Annotated in this window: 13 protein-coding genes, 1 pseudogene and 1 riboswitch; of the genes and pseudogenes, 7 read left to right on the top strand and 7 right to left on the bottom strand. The window is 72.3% G+C overall.

Annotation, left to right across the window (positions count from 1 at the left end; genetic code table 11):
- Positions 1–97: 97 nt before the first annotated feature.
- Positions 98–3762, bottom strand: a pseudogene (locus tag QK442_RS08260) (ABC transporter ATP-binding protein).
- 100 nt (positions 3763–3862) lie between these two features.
- Between QK442_RS08260 and QK442_RS08255 the strand changes: the two are divergent.
- Entirely contained in the window at positions 3863–5116 is a 1254-nt protein-coding gene (locus QK442_RS08255) for a hypothetical protein (RefSeq protein WP_282693214.1), read from the top strand.
- Between the two features lie 15 nt (positions 5117–5131).
- Here QK442_RS08255 and glgX read toward each other — a convergent pair whose 3' ends face one another.
- A complete protein-coding gene (glgX, locus tag QK442_RS08250; protein ID WP_282693213.1) occupies positions 5132–7348 on the bottom strand; it encodes a glycogen debranching protein GlgX in 2217 nt (738 codons plus the stop codon).
- Between the two features lie 187 nt (positions 7349–7535).
- On the opposite strand from glgX, the gene QK442_RS08245 reads away from it, so the two are divergent.
- The 4 genes from QK442_RS08245 to QK442_RS08230 all read left to right on the top strand — a co-directional run bounded on the left by QK442_RS08245 (position 7536) and on the right by QK442_RS08230 (position 11662).
- Positions 7536–8753: an Ig-like domain-containing protein gene (locus tag QK442_RS08245; RefSeq protein ID WP_282693212.1), complete on the top strand. Its 1218-nt coding sequence runs from the start codon at positions 7536–7538 to the stop codon at positions 8751–8753.
- A gap of 199 nt (positions 8754–8952) precedes the next feature.
- A complete protein-coding gene (locus QK442_RS08240; RefSeq protein WP_282693211.1) occupies positions 8953–10200 on the top strand; it encodes an Ig-like domain-containing protein in 1248 nt (415 codons plus the stop codon).
- 90 nt (positions 10201–10290) lie between these two features.
- Positions 10291–11058, top strand: coding sequence for an enoyl-CoA hydratase-related protein (locus QK442_RS08235; RefSeq protein WP_282693210.1), 768 nt, complete (start codon positions 10291–10293; stop codon positions 11056–11058).
- A gap of 91 nt (positions 11059–11149) precedes the next feature.
- Positions 11150–11662 carry an ATP-binding protein gene (locus QK442_RS08230; protein WP_282693209.1) on the top strand — a complete coding sequence of 171 codons (513 nt, stop codon included), beginning with the start codon at positions 11150–11152 and terminating at the stop codon, positions 11660–11662.
- 364 nt (positions 11663–12026) lie between these two features.
- Here QK442_RS08230 and QK442_RS08225 read toward each other — a convergent pair whose 3' ends face one another.
- Positions 12027–12665, bottom strand: coding sequence for a GNAT family N-acetyltransferase (locus QK442_RS08225; RefSeq protein WP_282693208.1), 639 nt, complete (start codon positions 12663–12665; stop codon positions 12027–12029).
- Between the two features lie 75 nt (positions 12666–12740).
- On the opposite strand from QK442_RS08225, the gene QK442_RS08220 reads away from it, so the two are divergent.
- Together QK442_RS08220 and QK442_RS08215 are read left to right on the top strand one after the other, a co-directional pair.
- On the top strand, positions 12741–12956 hold the full coding sequence (locus QK442_RS08220) for an EF-hand domain-containing protein (RefSeq protein ID WP_282693207.1): 216 nt from the start codon (positions 12741–12743) through the stop codon (positions 12954–12956).
- A gap of 83 nt (positions 12957–13039) precedes the next feature.
- Positions 13040–13888 carry a CopD family protein gene (locus QK442_RS08215; RefSeq protein ID WP_282693206.1) on the top strand — a complete coding sequence of 283 codons (849 nt, stop codon included), beginning with the start codon at positions 13040–13042 and terminating at the stop codon, positions 13886–13888.
- Positions 13889–13894: 6 nt separating this feature from the next.
- Here the strand turns inward: QK442_RS08215 and QK442_RS08210 are convergent, their stop codons facing one another.
- The 4 genes from QK442_RS08210 to gcvT form a co-directional block, all read right to left on the bottom strand.
- Positions 13895–15265 (bottom strand): L-serine ammonia-lyase, encoded by a 1371-nt coding sequence (locus QK442_RS08210; RefSeq protein WP_282693205.1) that lies wholly within the window; start codon positions 15263–15265, stop codon positions 13895–13897.
- 182 nt (positions 15266–15447) lie between these two features.
- The gene (glyA, locus tag QK442_RS08205; RefSeq protein ID WP_282693204.1) at positions 15448–16707 is read right to left on the bottom strand and encodes a serine hydroxymethyltransferase; all 1260 of its coding nucleotides are present in this window, start codon (positions 16705–16707) and stop codon (positions 15448–15450) included.
- A gap of 24 nt (positions 16708–16731) precedes the next feature.
- Positions 16732–17109, bottom strand: a complete 378-nt coding sequence (gcvH, locus tag QK442_RS08200) for a glycine cleavage system protein GcvH (protein ID WP_282693203.1) — start codon at positions 17107–17109, stop codon at positions 16732–16734.
- A gap of 110 nt (positions 17110–17219) precedes the next feature.
- Positions 17220–18350 (bottom strand): glycine cleavage system aminomethyltransferase GcvT, encoded by a 1131-nt coding sequence (gene gcvT, locus QK442_RS08195; protein ID WP_282693202.1) that lies wholly within the window; start codon positions 18348–18350, stop codon positions 17220–17222.
- 164 nt (positions 18351–18514) lie between these two features.
- Positions 18515–18618, bottom strand: a riboswitch (glycine riboswitch).
- Positions 18619–18782: the final 164 nt, after the last annotated feature.

The raw sequence follows: 18782 nt of genomic DNA, 5'->3' as shown, positions 1-18782 counted from the left end.
CCCCTCGGACGCCGGCCGCCTTTACCGAACCGATGGCTGGATCCGTACGGCGTGAACCGAGCCTTCCGCGTACGGCACCCCTCCCCGCGCGCCTCGGTCAGCCCGCCAACGAGTCGCGCCAGGCGCGGTGGAGGCCCGCGTAGCGACCCTCGCCGTCGACCAGGGCCGCCGGAGCGCCGTCCTCCACGATCCGGCCCGACTCCATCACCAGAACCCGGTCGGCCACCTCGACCGTGGACAGGCGGTGGGCGATGACCACCGCCGTGCGGCCCGCGAGGACGGTGTCCATCGCGTGCTGGACCGCCCGTTCGCCCGGGACGTCGAGCGAGCTCGTCGCCTCGTCCAGGATCAGGACCGCCGGATCCGCGAGCAGCGCCCGCGCGAAGGCCACCAGTTGGCGCTGGCCGGCCGAGATCCGGCCACCCCGCTTGCGTACGTCGGTGTCGTAGCCGTCCGGAAGGCCGGCGATGAAGTCGTGCGCGCCGATCGCCTTCGCCGCCCGCTCGATCTCCTCCCGGGTGGCGTCCGGGCGGCCGATCGCGATGTTCTCCGCGACCGTCCCGGAGAACAGGAACGCCTCCTGCGTCACCATCACCACCCCCCGCCGCAGCTCCGGCGTCGACAGCTCCCGCAGGTCCACGCCGTCGAGCAGCACCCGGCCCTCCGTCGGGTCGTAGAAGCGGGCGAGCAGCTTCGCCAGCGTCGACTTGCCCGCGCCGGTCGCCCCGACCACCGCCACCGTCTGCCCCGCCGGGATCCGCAGGTCGAAGCGGGGCAGCACCTCGCCGCCCGTCCGGTACGCGAACCGCACCCCGTCGAAGACGACCTCCCGGCCCGGCGCCGTACCCTCCCGCTCCGGCAGCGCGCGCGGCGCCGCCGCCTCCGGCACGCCCGGTTCCTGCGCGAGCAGCCCCGCGATCTTGGTGAGCGAAGCGGCCGCCGACTCGTACGAGTTGAGGAACATGCCGAGCCGGTCGATCGGGTCGTAGAGCCGCCGTACGTACAGCACCGCCGCCGCGAGCACGCCGAGCTCCATCGAGCCGTCCGCCACCCGGGAGGCGCCCCACAGACACATTCCGGCCACCGCCGTGTTGGCGACGAGCCGCGAGCCGACCACATAGCGGGCCATCTCCAGGAGCGCGCCGCCGTTGCTCCGCTCGTGCCGCCGGTTGAGCCCCGCGAACTCCGCGTCGTTCACCCGCTCCCGGCGGAAGGCCCGCACCGGCCGGATCCCGTTCATCGTCTCCGCGAACTTCACGATCACCCCGGCGATCGCCGTCGACCGCACCGCGTACACCGTCCCGGCCCGTCGCCGGTACTGCCGCACCAGCAGGTACAGCGGCCCGAACGAGGCCACCGCCACCGCCCCGATCCCCAGGTCGAGCCAGAGCAGCACCAGCGAGATCGACACGAACGACAGCACCACCCCGATCAGCTCCTGGAGCCCCTCCGACAGCAGCTCCCGCAGCGACTCCACGTCCGTCGTCGACCGCGAGATCAGCCGCCCCGAGGTGTACCGCTCGTGGAAGTCCACGCTCAGCACCTGCGCGTGCTGGAAGATCCGCCCCCGCAGGTCGAGCAGCACGTCCTGGTTGATCCGCGCCGAGCCCCGTACGAAGGCGTACTGGAGCGCCCCGGCGCCGACCGCGCACAGCAGATACCCGACCGCCACCGCGACCAGCGGCCCGTGGTCCCCGGCCCGGAAGGCCGGCACCCCCCGGTCGATCGCGTACGCCACGAGCAGCGGGCCCGCCTGGACCGCCGCCTCCTTCACCAGCAGCGTCACCGCCGCCACCGCCACCCGGAACCGGTGCGCGGCCAGCAGCGAACGCAGCAGCGCCCCGGTCGCCCCGCGCGGCGCGGGCAGATCGTCCCGGTCGAACGGATCGGCGGGACCGGACCCGTCCTTCCGCTCGTCCTCCGGGACGCCCTTCTCCGGCTCCGCGAGCGTGGTCTCCGTCATCGCTCCCCGTCTCCCTCGCCCGTGGGGCCGCCCGACATCAGCCAGGCGTACTCGGCGCTGCTCCGCAGCAGTTCCTGATGGGTGCCGACCGCCGCGATCCGGCCGCCCGACAGCAGCGCCACCCGGTCGGCCAGCATCACCGTCGACGGCCGGTGCGCCACGACCAGCGCCGTCGTCTCCTTCAGCACCTCGCGCAGGGCCGCCTCCACCCGCGCCTCGGTGTGCACGTCCAGCGCCGACAGCGGATCGTCGAGCACCAGGAAACGCGACCGGCCGACCACCGCCCGGGCCAGCGCGAGCCGCTGCCGCTGACCGCCCGACAGGCTCAGCCCCTGCTCGCCGACCTGCGTCCCGGCCCCCTCCGGCAGCCGCCCGACGAAACCGTCCGCCTGCGCGATGCCCAGCGCCCGGTCCAGCTCCGGCTCCCCGGCCGCCGGGCCCGCGCCCATCAGCACGTTCTCCCTGACGCTCGCGGAGAAGAGGGTGGGCTCCTCGAAGGCCACCGACACCAGCGTGCGCAGCCGCTCCCGCCCCATCAGGGCGATGTCCTCGCCGTCCAGGAGGATCCGGCCCCCGGTCGCCTCGTGCAGCCGGGGCACGAGCGCGGTCAGCGTGGTCTTGCCGGAACCGGTGGCCCCCACCAGGGCCAGCGTCTCGCCCGGCCGCACGTGCAGGTCGATGCCGTCCAGGACCGGCGGGGCGCCCTCCGGCGCGTCCGGGAAGCGGAACGACACGCCCTCGAACCGCAGCCCGTCGGCGGCCCCCTCCACCGGAGCCGGGGCGACCGCGTCCCGCTCCTCCTCCGCGTCCATCACCTCGAAGTACCGTTCCGTCGCCGTCACCGCCTCCTGGCTCATCGCCAGCAGGAAGCCGATCGAGTCCACCGGCCAGCGCAGCGCCAGCGCCGTCGACAGGAACGCCACCAGGGTGCCCGCCGAAAGGCCGCCGTCCGCGACCCGCACGGTGCCGAGCACCAGCGCGGCCCCGATCGCCAGCTCCGGCAGGACCGTGATCAGCGCCCAGATCATGGCAAGCAGCCGCGCCTTGGACAGCTCCGTCGAACGCAGCAGCCCCGCCAGCCGGCGGAAGGCCTCCGCCTGGCTGCGGTGCCGGCCGAAGCCCTTGACGATCCGGATGCCGAGGACGCTCTCCTCCACCACCGTCGTCAGATCGCCGACCTGGTCCTGCGCACGCCGCGCCACCACCCCGTACCGCCGCTCGAAGTACGAGCAGAGCACCACCACCGGCACCACCGGCGTCAGCAGCACGAGCCCCAGCGACCAGTCCTGGACGAGCAGCAGCACACAGCCCGCCACTATCGTCACCCCGTTGACCACCAGGAAGGTCAGCGGAAAGGCCAGGAACATCCGCAGGATCATCAGGTCCGTGGTGCCGCGCGAGAGCAGCTGCCCCGACGCCCACCGGTCGTGGAAGGCGATCGGCAGCCGCTGGAGCCTCCCGTACAGGTCCTCCCGCATCCGCGCCTCCACCGAGGACAACGGCCGGGCCACCAGCCACCGCCGCAACCCGAACAGCCCCGCCTCGGCCACGCCGAGCAGCAGCAGGTACAGCGCCCCCAGCCACACCCCACCGGGATCCCGCTCCGCGACCGGCCCGTCCACCAGCCACTTCAGGACGAGCGGGATGATCAGCGACAGACAGGAGGCGGCGATCGCGACGACGGCGGCGGTGAAGAACCGCGCCCGCACGGGCCGGACGTACGGCCAGAGCCGCAGCAGCACACGGACGGCGGAGGGGCGGGCGGGGCGGTCGTCGGGGGAGGCAGGTTTCTCGGGCATCAGGCCCGACCCTACGAGTCACCACTGACACCCCTCACCCGATTTTCGGACGGCCCGTAGGATTCCTGCCCAGTACACGCACCAGGGGTGGGGAAGACACATGAGGATCCGGAAGAGATGCCGCGCGGCCGTCGTCGCGCTGCCGCTGCTGCTGGCGGTCGTCGGCTGCGAGAGCGGCGCGGGCGCCGAGCGGGCGGGAGGCCCCGGCGACGACGGTGGGAGTCCGTCCGCCTCCCCGTCCCGCCTGTCCGTCTTCGACGTACCCGTGCGCAGGCAGCCCACCGCCGCGGGCGCCGCGCTCGCGGACAGCGGATCCGCCCGCTTCACCACGACCGTCACCTACGTCTCGGCCGGCAAGAGCGCCGTGGAACGGACTGACGGCGTCCTCGACTGGCGGAAGGACGCCGCCCGCGCGGAACGGGTTCTCCGGGTGCCGGCCGGTTTCCCGGCCGGCGCGGCGGAGGAACTGGGCCTCACGCCCGGCCGTACGGACCGGCAGAGCTACGCCGTCGAGGGCAACGAGGTCGCGTACCGCACGAAGGGAGGCACCTGGCTGCGGTACTCCGCCTCCGACTCCAAGAAGTTCGCCGACCGGGTCGGCGGCCTGCTGAACCAGGCGGGCGACGCCGCCCCGTGGGGGCGGACCCTCGCGGAGGTGCTGAAGGTCTCCTCCGCCGACGGCGGGTACGAGGCGCTGCCCGGCGGCGGGCGCCGGTACCGGGCGGCGGTCGACGGGTACGCGATGCGCGTCGCGCTGCCTTCAGCCGTCGGCCGGTACGTGGACGGGCGTGGCTCCCACCGGACGGTCGTCGTCGACCTCGACCGGGAAGGGCGGCTCGTCAGGGCGGAGGCCGACCTCAAGAGCCTGCTCGCGGAACTGCACGGGCAGGGGGAGCTGCGCGGGCTGACCGAGCTCCGCGTCGAGCTCTCCCTCACCGGACACGGCCGCCCGGTCACCGCTCTCGTCCCCTCGACCGAACGGTTCGAGGCCGCACAGAAGGTGCTCACGGCGCTCGACGAGGTCGAGCCGGGCTCCTGCGCGTCCATCGACACGGGCCTCGATCACCCCGGCCTCGTCCGCTCCGTTCCCTGCGGAAGCGGCGCGGACCTGCGGGTCTTCAGCCAGCAGCGGATCGACAAGACCGTCCGCGACACGAACCCCGAGGGGCTGGGGCGCCGGCTCGCCACCGAGGGATGCCGTCGGGACTTCCGCGAGGTCCCGGCCGCCTGGACCTCCGGGGCTCGGCCCGCCGGCGGCTATCAGATTTCCGGGAAGGAGAAGCTCAGCTACGCCTACACCGGCCCCGACGCCACCGTCCGCGGCGACTTCACCTGCTACGTGACCCTCCGCTGACGCCCCACCGCCCCCTCACCCCGCCACCCGCAGCAGCACCACCGACCGCGCCCCCACCGGCAGCACGGACCCGCCCGGGTGGAGCGTGCCCGGGGGCGTGGTCTGGTCGTCCGCCGCGGTGTCCAGGACACGTTCGTACGACTGGGCCCACGGCGGCCCCGGGAGGCGGAAGTCCAGGGGGGCGGGGCCCGCGTGCAGGACGGCGAGGAAGCTGTCGTCGAGGACCGGGGCGCCGCGCTCGTCGCGGCTCGGTATGTCGCGGCCCGACAGGTAGAGGGCGAGCGTGGCCGAGGGGGCGTACCAGTCCCGCTCGGTCATCTCGGTGCCGTCGGGGCCGAACCAGGCCAGGTCCCGCAGCCCGTCCGCGCCCTGCGGCCGGCCGGAGAAGAAGGCGCGGCGGCGCAGCACCGGGTGGCGGTGGCGCAGGGCGAGCAGACGGCGGGTGAGGGCGAGGAGCTGGGCGCGGCCGGGGTCGTCCGGCAGCGACCAGTCCAGCCAGCTCGTCTCGTTGTCCTGGCAGTACGCGTTGTTGTTGCCGCCCTGCGTGCGGCCCATCTCGTCGCCCGCGACGAGCATCGGCACGCCCGTCGACAGGAGCAGCGTGGTGAGCAGGTTGCGGAGCTGCCGCAGCCGCAGCGCGTTCACCTCCGGGTCGTCGGTCTCGCCCTCCGCCCCGCAGTTCCAGGAGCGGTTGTCGTGGGTGCCGTCCCGGTTGCCCTCCCCGTTGGCCTCGTTGTGCTTGCGCTCGTACGTCACGAGGTCCCGGAGCGTGAAGCCGTCGTGGGCGGTGACGAAGTTGACGGAGGCGTACGGGCGCCGGCCGCCCCAGGCGTACAGGTCGCTGGAGCCGGAGAGCCGGTAGCCGAGGTCGCGCACGTCGGGCAGGGCGCCGCGCCAGAAGTCCCGTACGGCGTCCCGGTAACGGTCGTTCCACTCGGTCCACAGCGGGGGGAAGGCGCCCACCTGGTAGCCGCCGTTGCCGACGTCCCACGGTTCGGCGATCAGCTTCACGCGGCGGAGGACCGGGTCCTGGGCGATGACCGCGAGGAACGGCGACAGCATGTCGACGTCGTGCATCGACCGTGCCAGCGCCGCCGCCAGGTCGAAGCGGAAGCCGTCGACGCCCATCTCGGTGACCCAGTACCGCAGGGAGTCGGTGATGAGGCGGAGCACCTGCGGCTGCACGACGTGGAGGGTGTTGCCGCAGCCGGTGTAGTCGGCGTACCGGCGGGCGTTGGACTGGAGGCGGTAGTAGCCGCGGTTGTCGATGCCCTTCAGCGACAGCGTGGGGCCCAGTTCGCCCGCCTCCGCCGTGTGGTTGTAGACGACGTCGAGGATCACCTCGATGCCGGCCGCGTGCAGCGCCCGCACCATCCGTTTGAACTCGCCGACCTGCTGGCCGGTGGTGCCGGACGACGAGTAGCCGGCGTGCGGGGCGAAGTAGCCGATCGAGTTGTAGCCCCAGTAGTTGCGCAGGCCACGCCGCAGCAGGTGGTCCTCGTGGGCGAACTGGTGGACCGGCAGCAGTTCGACCGCCGTCACCCCGAGCCGTACGAGGTGGTCGATCGCGGCCGGGTGGGCGAGGCCCGCGTAGGTGCCCCGCAGGTGCTCGGGGACGCCGGGGTGGCGGGCGGTGAAGCCCTTGACGTGCAGCTCGTAGATGACCGAGTCCGGCCAGGGCGTCTTGGGCCTGCGGTCGTCGGACCAGTCGTCGTCGTCCCGCACCACGACGCCCTTGGGGACGTACGGGGCGGAGTCCCGCTCGTCGCGGACGGTGTCGGCCACGTGCTGCTGCGGCCAGTCCCGTACGTGCCCGTACACCTCGGGCGGCAGCGTGCTGTAATCATTTCCTTTGGCGCCGTCGACGGCCCGCGCGTACGGGTCGAGGAGCAGCTTCGCCGGGTTCCAGCGGGCGCCGGTCCACGGGTCCCAGCGGCCGTGCACCCGGTAGCCGTACCGCTGTCCGGCGCCGACACCGGGCACGAAGCCGTGCCAGATCTCGTGGGTCAGCTCGGTCAGCGGCAGCCGGGTCTCGGTGCCGTCCGGCGCGAAGAGGCAGAGCTCCACCGCCTCGGCGCCGCCCGCCCACAGCGCGAAGTTGGTGCCGCGGGTCCCGTCGGGCCCGGTCCGGCAACGGGCCCCGAGGGGGGTGGGCGCCCCCGGCCACACCGGGGGCGCGGTCCGTCCCGGGGCATGCTCCGGTACCGCCTGCTGTTCGGCTGCGCTCGACACCGCCCTGGCCTCCCGCGGCTCCGGCGGGCCCGCGTGCCGGGGCGGAGGGCGTCCCTGCCCCGGCCCCGCGCGTCCTCCCGCACCCTCGTGTTCTCCCGGTCTTCTCTTTGTTGTGCCCGCGCGGCCGTCCCCCCAACATGGCCCGCACGCACGTTTCCCCTGGAGGGGGGTCGTCGTTGGGCCACGCGTGACACGTGTATGGAAAAGGGCCGGGCACCTCCTCGCGGTCGCGGGGCTCCTCGTGGGTCTCGCCGGCTGCACCGCGTCGGACGGGGGAGGCGGCGGCGGTCCGCTCCTTCCGGGCAAGGCACGGGCCCCCGGCGACGTGATCAGGGTCAGCCCGGAGGACGGCAGCAGGGGGGTGCCCGCGGAAGGCCCCCTGGAGGTACGGGTGGACAGCGGGCGCCTCGAAAAGGTGACCGTGACCCAGGTGGCGGACGGGAAGCGCTCGGCCGTGCCCGGCGTGTTCTCCGCCGACGGGCTGAGCTGGCGGCCCGCCGACGGCACCCGGCTCGCGCTCGCCGCGAAGTACAGCGTGGACGCGGTGGCGCTCGACGCGCACGGCCGGACCTCGGCCCGGCACACCACCTTCACCACGGTGGTGCCGGAGAGCCGGTTCATCGGCTACTTCACACCGGAGAACCGCTCCACGGTCGGCGCCGGCATGATCGTCTCCTTCGGCTTCAACCGCCCGATCGAGAACCGGGCCGCGGTCGAGCGGGCCATCCGGGTCACCGCCGACCCGCCGGTGGAGGTCGTCGGCCACTGGTTCGGCAAGGAGCGGCTCGACTTCCGCCCCGCCGAGTACTGGGCGCCCGGCACGAAGGTGACGGTCGAGCTGGGGCTGCGGGACGTCGAGGGCGCACCCGGCGTCTACGGCATCCAGCGCAAGACGGTCGGCTTCACCGTCGGCCGCTCCCAGGTCTCCCTGGTGGACGCCGCAGCCCACACCATGGAGGTGCGGCGGGACGGGCGGCTGCTCGCCACCCTGCCGGTCACCGCGGGCGCGCCGAAGACCACCACGTACAACGGGAAGATGGTGGTCACCGAGCTGTACGACGTGACCCGGATGAACGGGGCCACCGTCGGCTTCGGCGGCGAGTACGACATCAAGGACGTGCCGCACGCGATGCGGCTCACCGACTCCGGCACCTTCATCCACGGCAACTACTGGGCCGACCCCGCCACCTTCGGCTCGGCCAACGTCAGCCACGGCTGCGTGGGGCTGCGGGACGTGAAGGGCGGCGGCTCCGACACCCCGGCGGGCTGGTTCTTCGACCGGAGCCTGATCGGCGACGTCGTCGAGGTGGTCAACTCCAAGGACCGGAAGGTCGCTCCGGACAACGGCCTCGGCGGCTGGAACCTGGACTGGGCGGGCTGGAAGGCGGGTTCCGCGCTCCACTGACCCGCTTCCTGAGCTCGCCGCCCCGTTTCCCGCCCCTGCCCCCGTCCCCGTTCCCGTGTCCGTCCCAACTGGGACTGAACGGTGACATTCGCGTGGAACTTTCGTGTCTTCCGGTGTGATTATCTAGCGCCGTATGCGCGGGAGGTGCGTACGGGGGTGGGGCCCGGCCGGACGCCGGGTCGTGCGAGGGGAGAAGGCCATGGTGAACGGGCAGCCGACAGCGGGGACGCCGGCGCGGCGGCGGAGCGTCCGCCTCGGGGCGCTGGCCACGGGGGCGCTGCTCCTCGTCCTGACCGCCTGCGGCGGCGAGGAGCCGTCCGCGACCGCCCCCGGCACCGGGAAGGGGGGCGCGGGCCAGGCCACCACCGCCCCCGAGAACGCCGCCTCCCAGGCGGTCGTGACGGTCCTGCCGAAGGACGGCGCCGACTCGGTCGCCACCAGCGGGGCCCTCAAGGTCACCGCCGAGCAGGGCAAGCTGACGACGGTCACCGTCACCGACTCCGAGGGCGCCCCGGTCGAGGGGAAGGTCTCGGCGGACGGCGCCAGCTGGGAGCCGCTGGCCCACCTGTCGGCCGGCACCCAGTACAAGGTCCACGCGATCGCGAAGGACGCCGAGGGCCGCGAGTCGGCGAAGGACACGACCTTCACCACCCTGGTCCCGAAGAACACCTTCATCGGCCACTACACGCCGGAGGCCGACACGACCGTCGGCGTCGGCATGCCGGTCTCCATCAACTTCACCCGGGGCATCACCGACCCCGAGGCCGTGGAGAAGGCCATCAAGGTGACGGCCGAGCCGGCCGTCGAGATCGAGGGCCACTGGTTCGGCAACGACCGCCTCGACTTCCGCCCGAAGGAGTACTGGAAGGCCGGGACGAAGGTCACCGTCGCGCTCAACCTGGACGGCGTCGAGGGCCGCCCGGGCGTCTACGGCAAGCAGAAGAAGACGTACTCCTTCACCATCGGCCGCCGCCAGGTCTCCACGGTCGACGCCAGCGCCAAGACGATGAAGGTCGAGCGTGACGGGCAGATCATCAAGACCCTGCCGATCACCGCGGGCGCCCCGTCCACGACCACGTACAACGGCCAGATGGTCATCAGCGAGAAGTACAAGGTGACCCGGATGAACGGGGCCACCGTCGGTTTCGGCGGCGAGTACGACATCAAGGACGTGCCGCACGCCATGCGCCTGTCCACCTCCGGCACCTTCGTGCACGGCAACTACTGGGCCCCGAAGTCCACCTTCGGCTCCCAGAACGTCAGCCACGGCTGCGTCGGCCTCTCGGACACCCGGGGCGCGGGCGACAGCTCCACGCCGGCCGCCTGGTTCTACGACCGCTCGATCATCGGCGACGTCGTCATCGTGAAGAACTCCAAGGACAAGCAGATCAAGCCGGACAACGGCCTGAACGGCTGGAACATGAGCTGGGAGGAGTGGATCGCGTAGGTCCGCTTCCCGCGAGGGGGCCCGGTGCCGGTCGCTCTGTGAGCAACGGCACCGGGCCCCCTCGCGTTAACGGACACTAACCTTCCCTCCATGACTGTGAACCTCGAAGTCGCCGACGGCGTCGGCACCATCCGTCTCGACCGTCCCCCGATGAACGCCCTGGACATCGCCACCCAGGACCGGCTGCGCGAGCTGGCCCAGGAGGCCACCGACCGCGACGACGTGCGGGCCGTCGTCCTCTACGGCGGCGAGAAGGTCTTCGCGGCCGGCGCGGACATCAAGGAGATGCAGGTCATGGACCACGTGGCCATGGTCGAGCGGTCGCGCGCGCTCCAGGACTCCTTCACCGCCGTCGCCCGCATCCCCAAGCCGGTCGTCGCCGCGATCACCGGCTACGCCCTCGGCGGCGGCTGCGAGCTCGCCCTCTGCGCCGACTACCGGATCGCCGGCGACAACGCGAAGCTGGGCCAGCCCGAGATCCTGCTCGGCCTGATCCCCGGCGCGGGCGGCACCCAGCGGCTCTCCCGCCTGGTCGGCCCCTCGCGGGCCAAGGACCTCATCTTCACCGGCCGGATGGTGAAGGCCGACGAGGCCCTCACCCTCGGCCTGGTCGACCGGGTCGTCCCGGCCGCCGAGGTGTACGAGCAGGCGCACGCCTGGGCCGCGAAGCTCGCCCAGGGCCCGGCGGTGGCGCTGCGCGCCGCCAAGGAGGCGATCGACCAGGGCCTGGAGACCGACATCGACACCGGTCTCGCCCTCGAACGGACCTGGTTCTCCGCGCTGTTCGCCACCGCGGACCGCGAGACCGGCATGCGCAGCTTCGTCGAGGAGGGCCCGGGCAAGGCGAAGTTCGCCTGACACGCACCGATCCGACGGTCCGTCACGGCGACACGCCGTCCCTCGGGGGTCATTCCACCGGAACGGCCCCCGCGGGGTGCCTCCTGCGTCCATGATGGAGGGCATGGCGGGCCTGGAGAGCAGGGAACAACCACGGCAGGGTGTCCTCCCCGCCGCACGGTGGACACCGACCGCGGAGGACGAAGAGGCCCTCAAGGCGATGGACGTGTACGGCAACCCGTCGGAGACCGATGTCCGCCTGCCGTCGCTGCCCCAGTCCGCGCGGATCGCCCGGCGGATGACCCAGTACGTGGTGCTCCGCCAGTGGGGCCTCGGCCCGACCCTCGCCGAACACGCGGTCCTGCTCGTCTCCGAACTGGTCGGCAACGCGGTCCGGCACACCGGAGCCAGGGTCTTCGCACTGCGCGTCCAGCGGCGCCCCGCCCGGATCAGGATCGAGGTGCGCGACCCCTCGCGCGGGCTGCCCTGTCTGATGCCGGTGAGCGAGCTCGACGTCAGCGGCCGCGGCCTCTACCTCGTCGACAAGCTCTCCGACCGCTGGGGCGTGGACCTCGGGCCGCGCGGCAAGACGACCTGGTTCGAGATGCGGGTCACCGACCGCTGACCGGCTGCTGACCGGCCGTGGACTGGCTGCGAACGGGCTGCGAACTGGCTGCGGACGCACGGAAGCCCCCGTGCGCCGTGGTGGGGCGAGCTGGGGGCTTCCGTGTGAGGCGCCGTGGACGGGGGGGGGTGTATCCACGGCCGCTTGGACGACCTGGCCCGGGTCAATGGGGGTCGTGACACCGACTATGACAGACGGCGGCCCTCGCCGCCAAATGCCCATACCGGACTAAATGGGGCAGAAGGTCGCACTTTCACTGTGAATCGTTGGTGACGTGTGGCACTCACCTTGCAAACCATGAATGACTATGCGGTTCACCGGCTGTTTCCCTCGATCATCCACATGATGGACGGCCTCAAGAGGCTCACCGTGCGATGAGCAGCGCCTCCGACGCCACCGGCCGGTACCCCGCCGCCTGGAAGGTCCGCACGCTCCGCGCGTTGCCCGGCGACTGCTGCGCCCACACCACCGGGCCCGGGGTCAGATGACGCGCCGCCGTCGCCAGCGCCCGGCCCAGACCCCGGTGCCGCACCTCCTCCTCGACCTCGATCGCCGCCTCCCAGCGGCCTGCGACCCTGCGCCCCAGGATCAGCACGCTGCCGTCCGCCGCCCACACCCGTACCTCGTCGCGGTACTTCAGCGCCCGCGCCACCCGCGGGTGCCCCGGGTCCTCGATCTCCCGCAGCTCCACCGGCGGCGGGCCCGGCAGGGCGTCGGCGACCGTCAGCAGGTCGACGGTGTTCATCGCCCGCCCGGTCCGCTCCATCAGCCGCACCAGGAAGCGGGGGTTCATGCTCGCCGCGAGCGGATCGCTCCCGGTCGCCGCCAGCTCGGCCCGTACCCACTCCGGATCGACGTCGGCGAAGACCACCGAGTGGGCGGTGAAGGCCAGCACACCGGCGTCCCGCCGGTTCGGCGCCGGGACCACCGCCGTTCCCCCGTCCATCGCGGGGAACTCCCCGCGTGCCGCCGCCGCCAGGATCCGTGTCACGTCACTGCTCATACCGCAATGATCCGGCAGCCGCCGGCCAAGCTAATCTGACCCCCGTCAGAACAGCACCGAGAAGGGGCGGAAGCAGTGGCGGACATCGAGTCGGCACGCACGGCATTCAACCGGTACGACGTGGACGGGGACGGCTACATCACCGCCGCGGAGTACAAGAGCGTCATGGCCCAGCTGGGCGACTTCAACGTCACCGAGACGGTGGCCGAGGCCCTCATCAAGCAGCGCGACGACAACGGCGACGGCCGCCTGTCCTGGGACGAGTTCTGGTCCCACCTGAGCAAGGCGTGACCCTGCCCTGACCTGCGGGGACCGGGACCGGGCGGCGCTCACCCCGAGTTGCCGCCCGCCCCGGGCCCGGTGACGATCGTCCGGTGACGCTTCCCGGACCCCTCGGCACCCCGAGCCGTCGAGGCGCCGCGGCCCTCGCGGCCGCCGCCGTCCTCGCGGTCGCCCTCCTCGGCACCGGCGGACTCCTGATACCGGCGGTCGGCACCCCGGCCTTCCTCAGGGCCCTTCTCCTCGCCGGTCTCGCCGTCGCCGTCGGCGAACTCGCCGGCACCCGGCTCGCAGGCCCCGGCCCCCTGCCGCAGCCCCTGGCCACCCCCGGCGCCCTGCTCGCCGCGGCCGCCACCGCCGGCCTCCCGCTCCTCCCCGCCGCCGTTCACGGGCCCCGCGAGAACCGCCTGCTGCTCGTCACCGCGTACGCCTGCCTGCTCGCCGCGGTCTGCGCCGCCTCCCGGCGCCCAGCCCTCGCCGCCCTCCCGCTCACCGCCGCGATCGTCGCCGAGGCACTGCGCGCCCACCCCGAGACCGCCGGCTTCGGCATCGGCACCGGCCTCACCGTCGTCCACCTCACCGCCGCCTCGCTGTGGACGGGCACCCTGCTGTACGTCCTCCGGGTGCTGCGGCTGCGCGGCGGCGGACGCGAGGTCCTCCTCCGCTACGCCAGGATGGCCGCCTGCGCCTACGCGGCCCTCGCCGCCACCGGCACCGCCTCCACACTCCGCCGCCTCCCCCCGGAGGCCGCGCTCGCCACCGCCTACGGCAGGATCCTGCTGCTGAAGCTCGCCCTCTTCGGCGGCGCCAGCCTGCTGGCCCTGGCGGCCCGCTCCCGCCTGACCTCCGGCACCGACGCCCGCCCCCCGGCCCGAGTGGAACTCGCCGTCCTCGCCGCGATCGTGGCCCTCTCGGCCCTGCTCACCGTGGTGCCGACCCCGTAGGCCGCGTCAGCACTCGATGATGTTCACCGCGAGCCCGCCGCGCGCGGTCTCCTTGTACTTGACGCTCATGTCGGCGCCCGTCTCCTTCATGGTCTTGATGACCTTGTCGAGGGAGACCAGGTGGCTGCCGTCGCCGCGCATCGACATCTTCGCCGCCGTGACGGCCTTGACCGCCGCCATGCCGTTGCGCTCGATGCAGGGGATCTGGACCAGGCCGCCGACCGGGTCGCAGGTCAGGCCCAGGTTGTGCTCCATGCCGATCTCGGCCGCGTTCTCCACCTGCTCGGGGGAGCCGCCCAGGACCTCGGCGAGGGCGCCCGCCGCCATCGAGCAGGCCGAGCCGACCTCGCCCTGGCAGCCGACCTCGGCGCCGGAGATCGAGGCGTTCTCCTTGAAGAGCATGCCGATCGCGCCCGCGGCGAGGAGGAAGCGGACCACACCGTCCTCGTCGGCACCGGGGACGAAGTTCATGTAGTAGTGCAGGACGGCGGGGATGATGCCGGCCGCGCCGTTGGTGGGGGCCGTGACGACCCGGCCGCCGGCCGCGTTCTCCTCGTTCACCGCCATCGCGTAGAGGGTGATCCACTCCATGGCGTGCGCCGCCGGGTCGCCCTCGGAGCGCAGCTTGCGGGCGGAGGTCGCGGCCCGCCGGCGGACCTTCAGGCCGCCGGGCAGGATGCCCTCGCGGGACATGCCGCGCGAGACGCAGGAGCGCATGACCCGCCAGATCTCCAGGAGCCCGGCGCGGATCTCCTCCTCGGTGCGCCACGCCTTCTCGTTCTCCAGCATCAGCGAGGAGATCGACAGACCGGTCTCCTTGGTGAGGCGGAGCAGCTCGTCACCGGTGCGGAAGGGGTACTTCAGGAGGGTGTCGTCCGGGACGATCGGGCTCTGGCCCTCCACCGCGTCCTCGTCCACGACGAAGCCGCCGCCGACGGAGTAGTACGTCTTCTCCAGGACGGACCCGCCCTCGGCGTCGTACGCGAAGACCGTCATGCCGTTGGCGTGGTACGGCAGCGCCTTGCGGCGGTGCAGGACCAGGTCGTCGTCGAAGGAGAACGGGATCTCGTGCGTCCCGAGCAGGCTGATCCGGCCGCTCGCCTTGATCCGCTCGACCTCGTCGTCCGCCGTCTCCACGTCCACCGTGCGCGGCGAGTTCCCCTCCAGGCCGAGCAGGACCGCCTTCGGGGTGCCGTGGCCGTGGCCGGTGGCGCCCAGCGAGCCGTACAGCTCAGCCCGGACCGAGGCGACCCGGTCGAGGAGCCCCTCGTTCCGCAGCCGGCGGGCGAACATCCGGGCCGCGCGCATCGGGCCCACCGTGTGGGAGCTGGACGGGCCGATGCCGATCGAGAACAGGTCGAAGACCGAGATGGCCACGGGGGACTCCTTGTGGGGCTAGACGCCGTTGTCTGCCGGGGTGGTGCAGAAACAAGCAGGAAGAAGCAGGACGGGGAGGTGCGGGAAGGACGGGAAGGACGGGACAAAGGGGCGGGGCACCGCGCTCACTGTCCAGTGTGCGCGGTGCCCCGGAAGCTTCGTACGAACAAAAGCGTACGAAATTACTTCAGGCCGGGGTACAGCGGGTGCTTGTCGGCCAGAGCGGTCACCCGGGCCTTCAGCGCCTCGGCGTCGAAGCCCGGCTTCAGCGTCTCGGCGATGATGTCGGCGACCTCGCGGAAGTCCTCGGCCTGGAAGCCGCGGGTGGCGAGGGCCGGAGTGCCGATGCGCAGACCGGAGGTGACCATCGGCGGGCGCGGGTCGTTCGGGACCGCGTTCCGGTTGACCGTGATGCCGACCTCGTGGAGACGGTCCTCGGCCTGCTGGCCGTCCAGCTCGCTGGCGCGCAGGTCGACCAGGAGCAGGTGCACGTCGGTGCCGCCGGAGAGCACGGAGACGCCGTGCTCCTTGACGTCGTCCTGGACCAGGCGCTCGGCGATGATCCGCGCGCCCTCCAGGGTGCGCTGCTGGCGCTCCTTGAACTCCTCCGAGGCCGCGACCTTGAAGGAGACGGCCTTGGCCGCGATCACGTGCTCCAGCGGGCCGCCCTGGAAACCGGGGAAGACCGAGGAGTTCAGCTTCTTCGCGAACTCCTTCTTCGCCAGGATGATGCCGCCGCGCGGGCCGCCGAGCGTCTTGTGCGTGGTGGAGGTCACCACGTCCGCGTACTCGACCGGGTTCGGGTGCAGACCGGCCGCGACCAGGCCCGCGAAGTGGGCCATGTCGACCCACAGGTACGCCTCGACCTCGTCGGCGATCCGGCGGAACTCCGCGAAGTCCAGCTGACGCGGGTACGCCGACCAGCCGGCGATGATCACCTTCGGGCGGTGCTCCTTGGCGAGGCGCTCGACCTCGGCCATGTCCACCAGGCCGGCCTCGTCCACGTGGTACGCGACCACGTTGAACTGCTTGCCCGAGAAGTTCAGGCGCATGCCGTGGGTGAGGTGGCCGCCGTGCGCCAGGTCGAGACCGAGGATCGTGTCGCCCGGCTGGGCGATCGCGAAGAGCGCGGCCTGGTTGGCGGAGGCGCCGGAGTGCGGCTGCACGTTGGCGTACTCGGCACCGAACAGGTCCTTGATCCGGTCGATCGCGATCTGCTCGGCCACGTCGACGTGCTCGCAGCCGCCGTAGTAGCGGCGGCCCGGGTAGCCCTCGGCGTACTTGTTGGTGAGGACGGAGCCCTGGGCCTCCATGACCGCGACCGGAGCGAAGTTCTCCGAGGCGATCATCTCGAGGGTGGACTGCTGGCGGCGGAGCTCGGCGTCGACGGCGGCGGCGACGTCCGGGTCCAGCTCGTGGAGGGGAGTGTTCAGAAGCGACATGAAGCGATCCCTAGGGGGTCTCGGTCAGCCTGCGGTGAAGGCGGTGTACTCGTCGGCGGTGAGCAGGTCGCCCGGCTCCTCCGCGATGCGCACCTTGAACAGCCAGCCGCCCTCGAACGGAGCGGTGTTGACCAGCGCCGGGTCGTCCACGACGTCCTGGTTGGCCTCGACGACCTCGCCCGAGACGGGGGAGTACAGCTCGCTCACGGACTTGGTCGACTCCAGCTCGCCGCACTCCTCGCCCGCGGTGACGGTGGCGCCGACCTCGGGGAGCTGGACGTACACGATGTCGCCGAGCGCGTTCGCCGCGTGCTCGGTGATGCCGACGGTCGCGACGCCGTCAACGGCGTCCGTCAGCCACTCGTGCTCCTTGCTGTAGCGAAGCTGCTGGGGGTTGCTCATGGCCTGATTCTCCTGGATCGGGGGAGTGCTGATGTACGTGGTCTTACGGGGTGAGACGCGTCCTGATACGGATGTGTCACTTCTGCGTCACTTGCGGCGCTTGCGGCGCGTCACTTCTGCCGCTTGTAGAACGGCAGCGCGACGACCTCGTACGGCTCGTGGGAGCCGCGGATGTCCACCCCTACACCCTCGGTGCCGGGGGCCGCGTGCGACGCGTCGACGTACGCCATCGCGATCGGCTTGCCGATCGTCGGGGACGGGGCGCCGGAGGTGACCTCGCCGATGACCTCGCCGCCGGCGACGACCGCCATGCCGGCGCGCGGGACGCGGCGGCCCTCGGCGACCAGGCCGACCAGCTTGCGCGGCGGGGCGGTCTCGGCGCGCTCGGCGGCGGCCTCCAGCGCCTTGCGGCCGACGAAGTCGCCCGGCTTCTCGAACTTCACGACCCGGCCGAGACCGGCGTCGAAGGGGGTGAGGGAGGTGGTGAGCTCGTGCCCGTACAGCGGCATGCCCGCCTCCAGGCGGAGCGTGTCGCGGCAGGACAGGCCGCACGGGATCAGGCCGACGCCCGCGCCCGCCTCGGTCAGCGCCTTCCACACGCCCTCGGCGTGCTCCGGCTTCAGGAAGAGCTCGAAGCCGTCCTCGCCGGTGTAGCCGGTGCGGGCGATGAGCGCGGGGACGCCGGCGACGGTGCCGGGGAGGCCCGCGTAGTACTTCAGACCGTCCAGGTCGGCGTCGGTGAGCCGCTTCAGGATGCCGGGGGACTCGGGGCCCTGCACGGCGATCAGGGCGTACGCGTCGCGGTCGTCGCGCACCTCGGCGTCGAAGCCCTCGGCGCGGGCCACCAGGGCGTCCAGGACGATCTGGGCGTTGGAGGCGTTGGCGACGACCATGTAGTGAGAAGACGCAGCCTCCGTCTCGCCGAGGCGGTAGACGATCAGGTCGTCGAGGATGCCGCCGTCCTCCTGGCAGATCATCGTGTAGCGCGCGCGGCCGACGCCGATCGTGGAGATGTTGCCGACCAAGGCGTAGTCGAGCAGTTCCGCGGCCTGCGGGCCGGTGACGGTGATCTCGCCCATGTGGGAGAGGTCGAAGAGGCCGGCCTTGGTGCGGACGGCGTTGTGCTCGTCGCGCTCGCTGGCGTACCGCAGCGGCATGTCCCAGCCGGCGAAGTCGGTCATGGTCGCGCCCAGGGAACGATGCAGGGCATCGAGGGCGGTCAGGCGGGGGGCAGTGCTCATTGGAAGGTGGCTCCCGGGTCCCAAGGGCGTGATCGGTGACGAAAACACATGACGGGCGAGGACGTCCTCCCCATCTGTCATGGAACCTGAGAGGTTCACCGGGGGCATCCCCAGCTTGCACCTTGGGTGGGACCGCGACGACGCGGTCCGCTTTTCAGATCTGCCTCATCCGCGCGGTACGGGGCCTGAGAGATTCAAGGGAGGGTCTTGCTCCTTCGGCGCCCGGACGGCCGAAGGGGCCGGTCCGGAACTCTCCCGCGCGGATTCGAGCGGCCGGTATGCGGTTGTACGGCGCGGAACGCGCCTGGCGCGCACATCATTGCACGCGGTGTCGGCGCCGCAAATCGCTTGTCTCGGATTACCGTTTCTTTACACTCCGTGGGCAAGGGTCTCCTGAGGTCTCCCAAGACGTCCGCGGGGGCCCGAGGGGGG

The sequence above is a fragment of the Streptomyces sp. CC208A genome (genome assembly GCF_030010625.1).
Taxonomy (GTDB): domain Bacteria; phylum Actinomycetota; class Actinomycetes; order Streptomycetales; family Streptomycetaceae; genus Streptomyces.
This window is presented reverse-complemented; position numbering and strand designations above follow the sequence as displayed.

Excerpts from the sequence above, each read along its gene's own strand:
- QK442_RS08255 (WP_282693214.1), top strand. The coding sequence starts at position 3,863 with ATGAGGATCCGGAAGAGATGCCGCGCGGCCGTCGTCGCGCTGCCGCTG.
- gcvH (WP_282693203.1), bottom strand. The coding sequence starts at position 17,109 with ATGAGCAACCCCCAGCAGCTTCGCTACAGCAAGGAGCACGAGTGGCTG.
- QK442_RS08230 (WP_282693209.1), top strand. The coding sequence starts at position 11,150 with ATGATGGAGGGCATGGCGGGCCTGGAGAGCAGGGAACAACCACGGCAG.
- gcvT (WP_282693202.1), bottom strand. The coding sequence starts at position 18,350 with ATGAGCACTGCCCCCCGCCTGACCGCCCTCGATGCCCTGCATCGTTCC.
- glyA (WP_282693204.1), bottom strand. The coding sequence starts at position 16,707 with ATGTCGCTTCTGAACACTCCCCTCCACGAGCTGGACCCGGACGTCGCC.
- QK442_RS08235 (WP_282693210.1), top strand. The coding sequence starts at position 10,291 with ATGACTGTGAACCTCGAAGTCGCCGACGGCGTCGGCACCATCCGTCTC.
- QK442_RS08240 (WP_282693211.1), top strand. The coding sequence starts at position 8,953 with ATGGTGAACGGGCAGCCGACAGCGGGGACGCCGGCGCGGCGGCGGAGC.
- QK442_RS08225 (WP_282693208.1), bottom strand. The coding sequence starts at position 12,665 with ATGAGCAGTGACGTGACACGGATCCTGGCGGCGGCGGCACGCGGGGAG.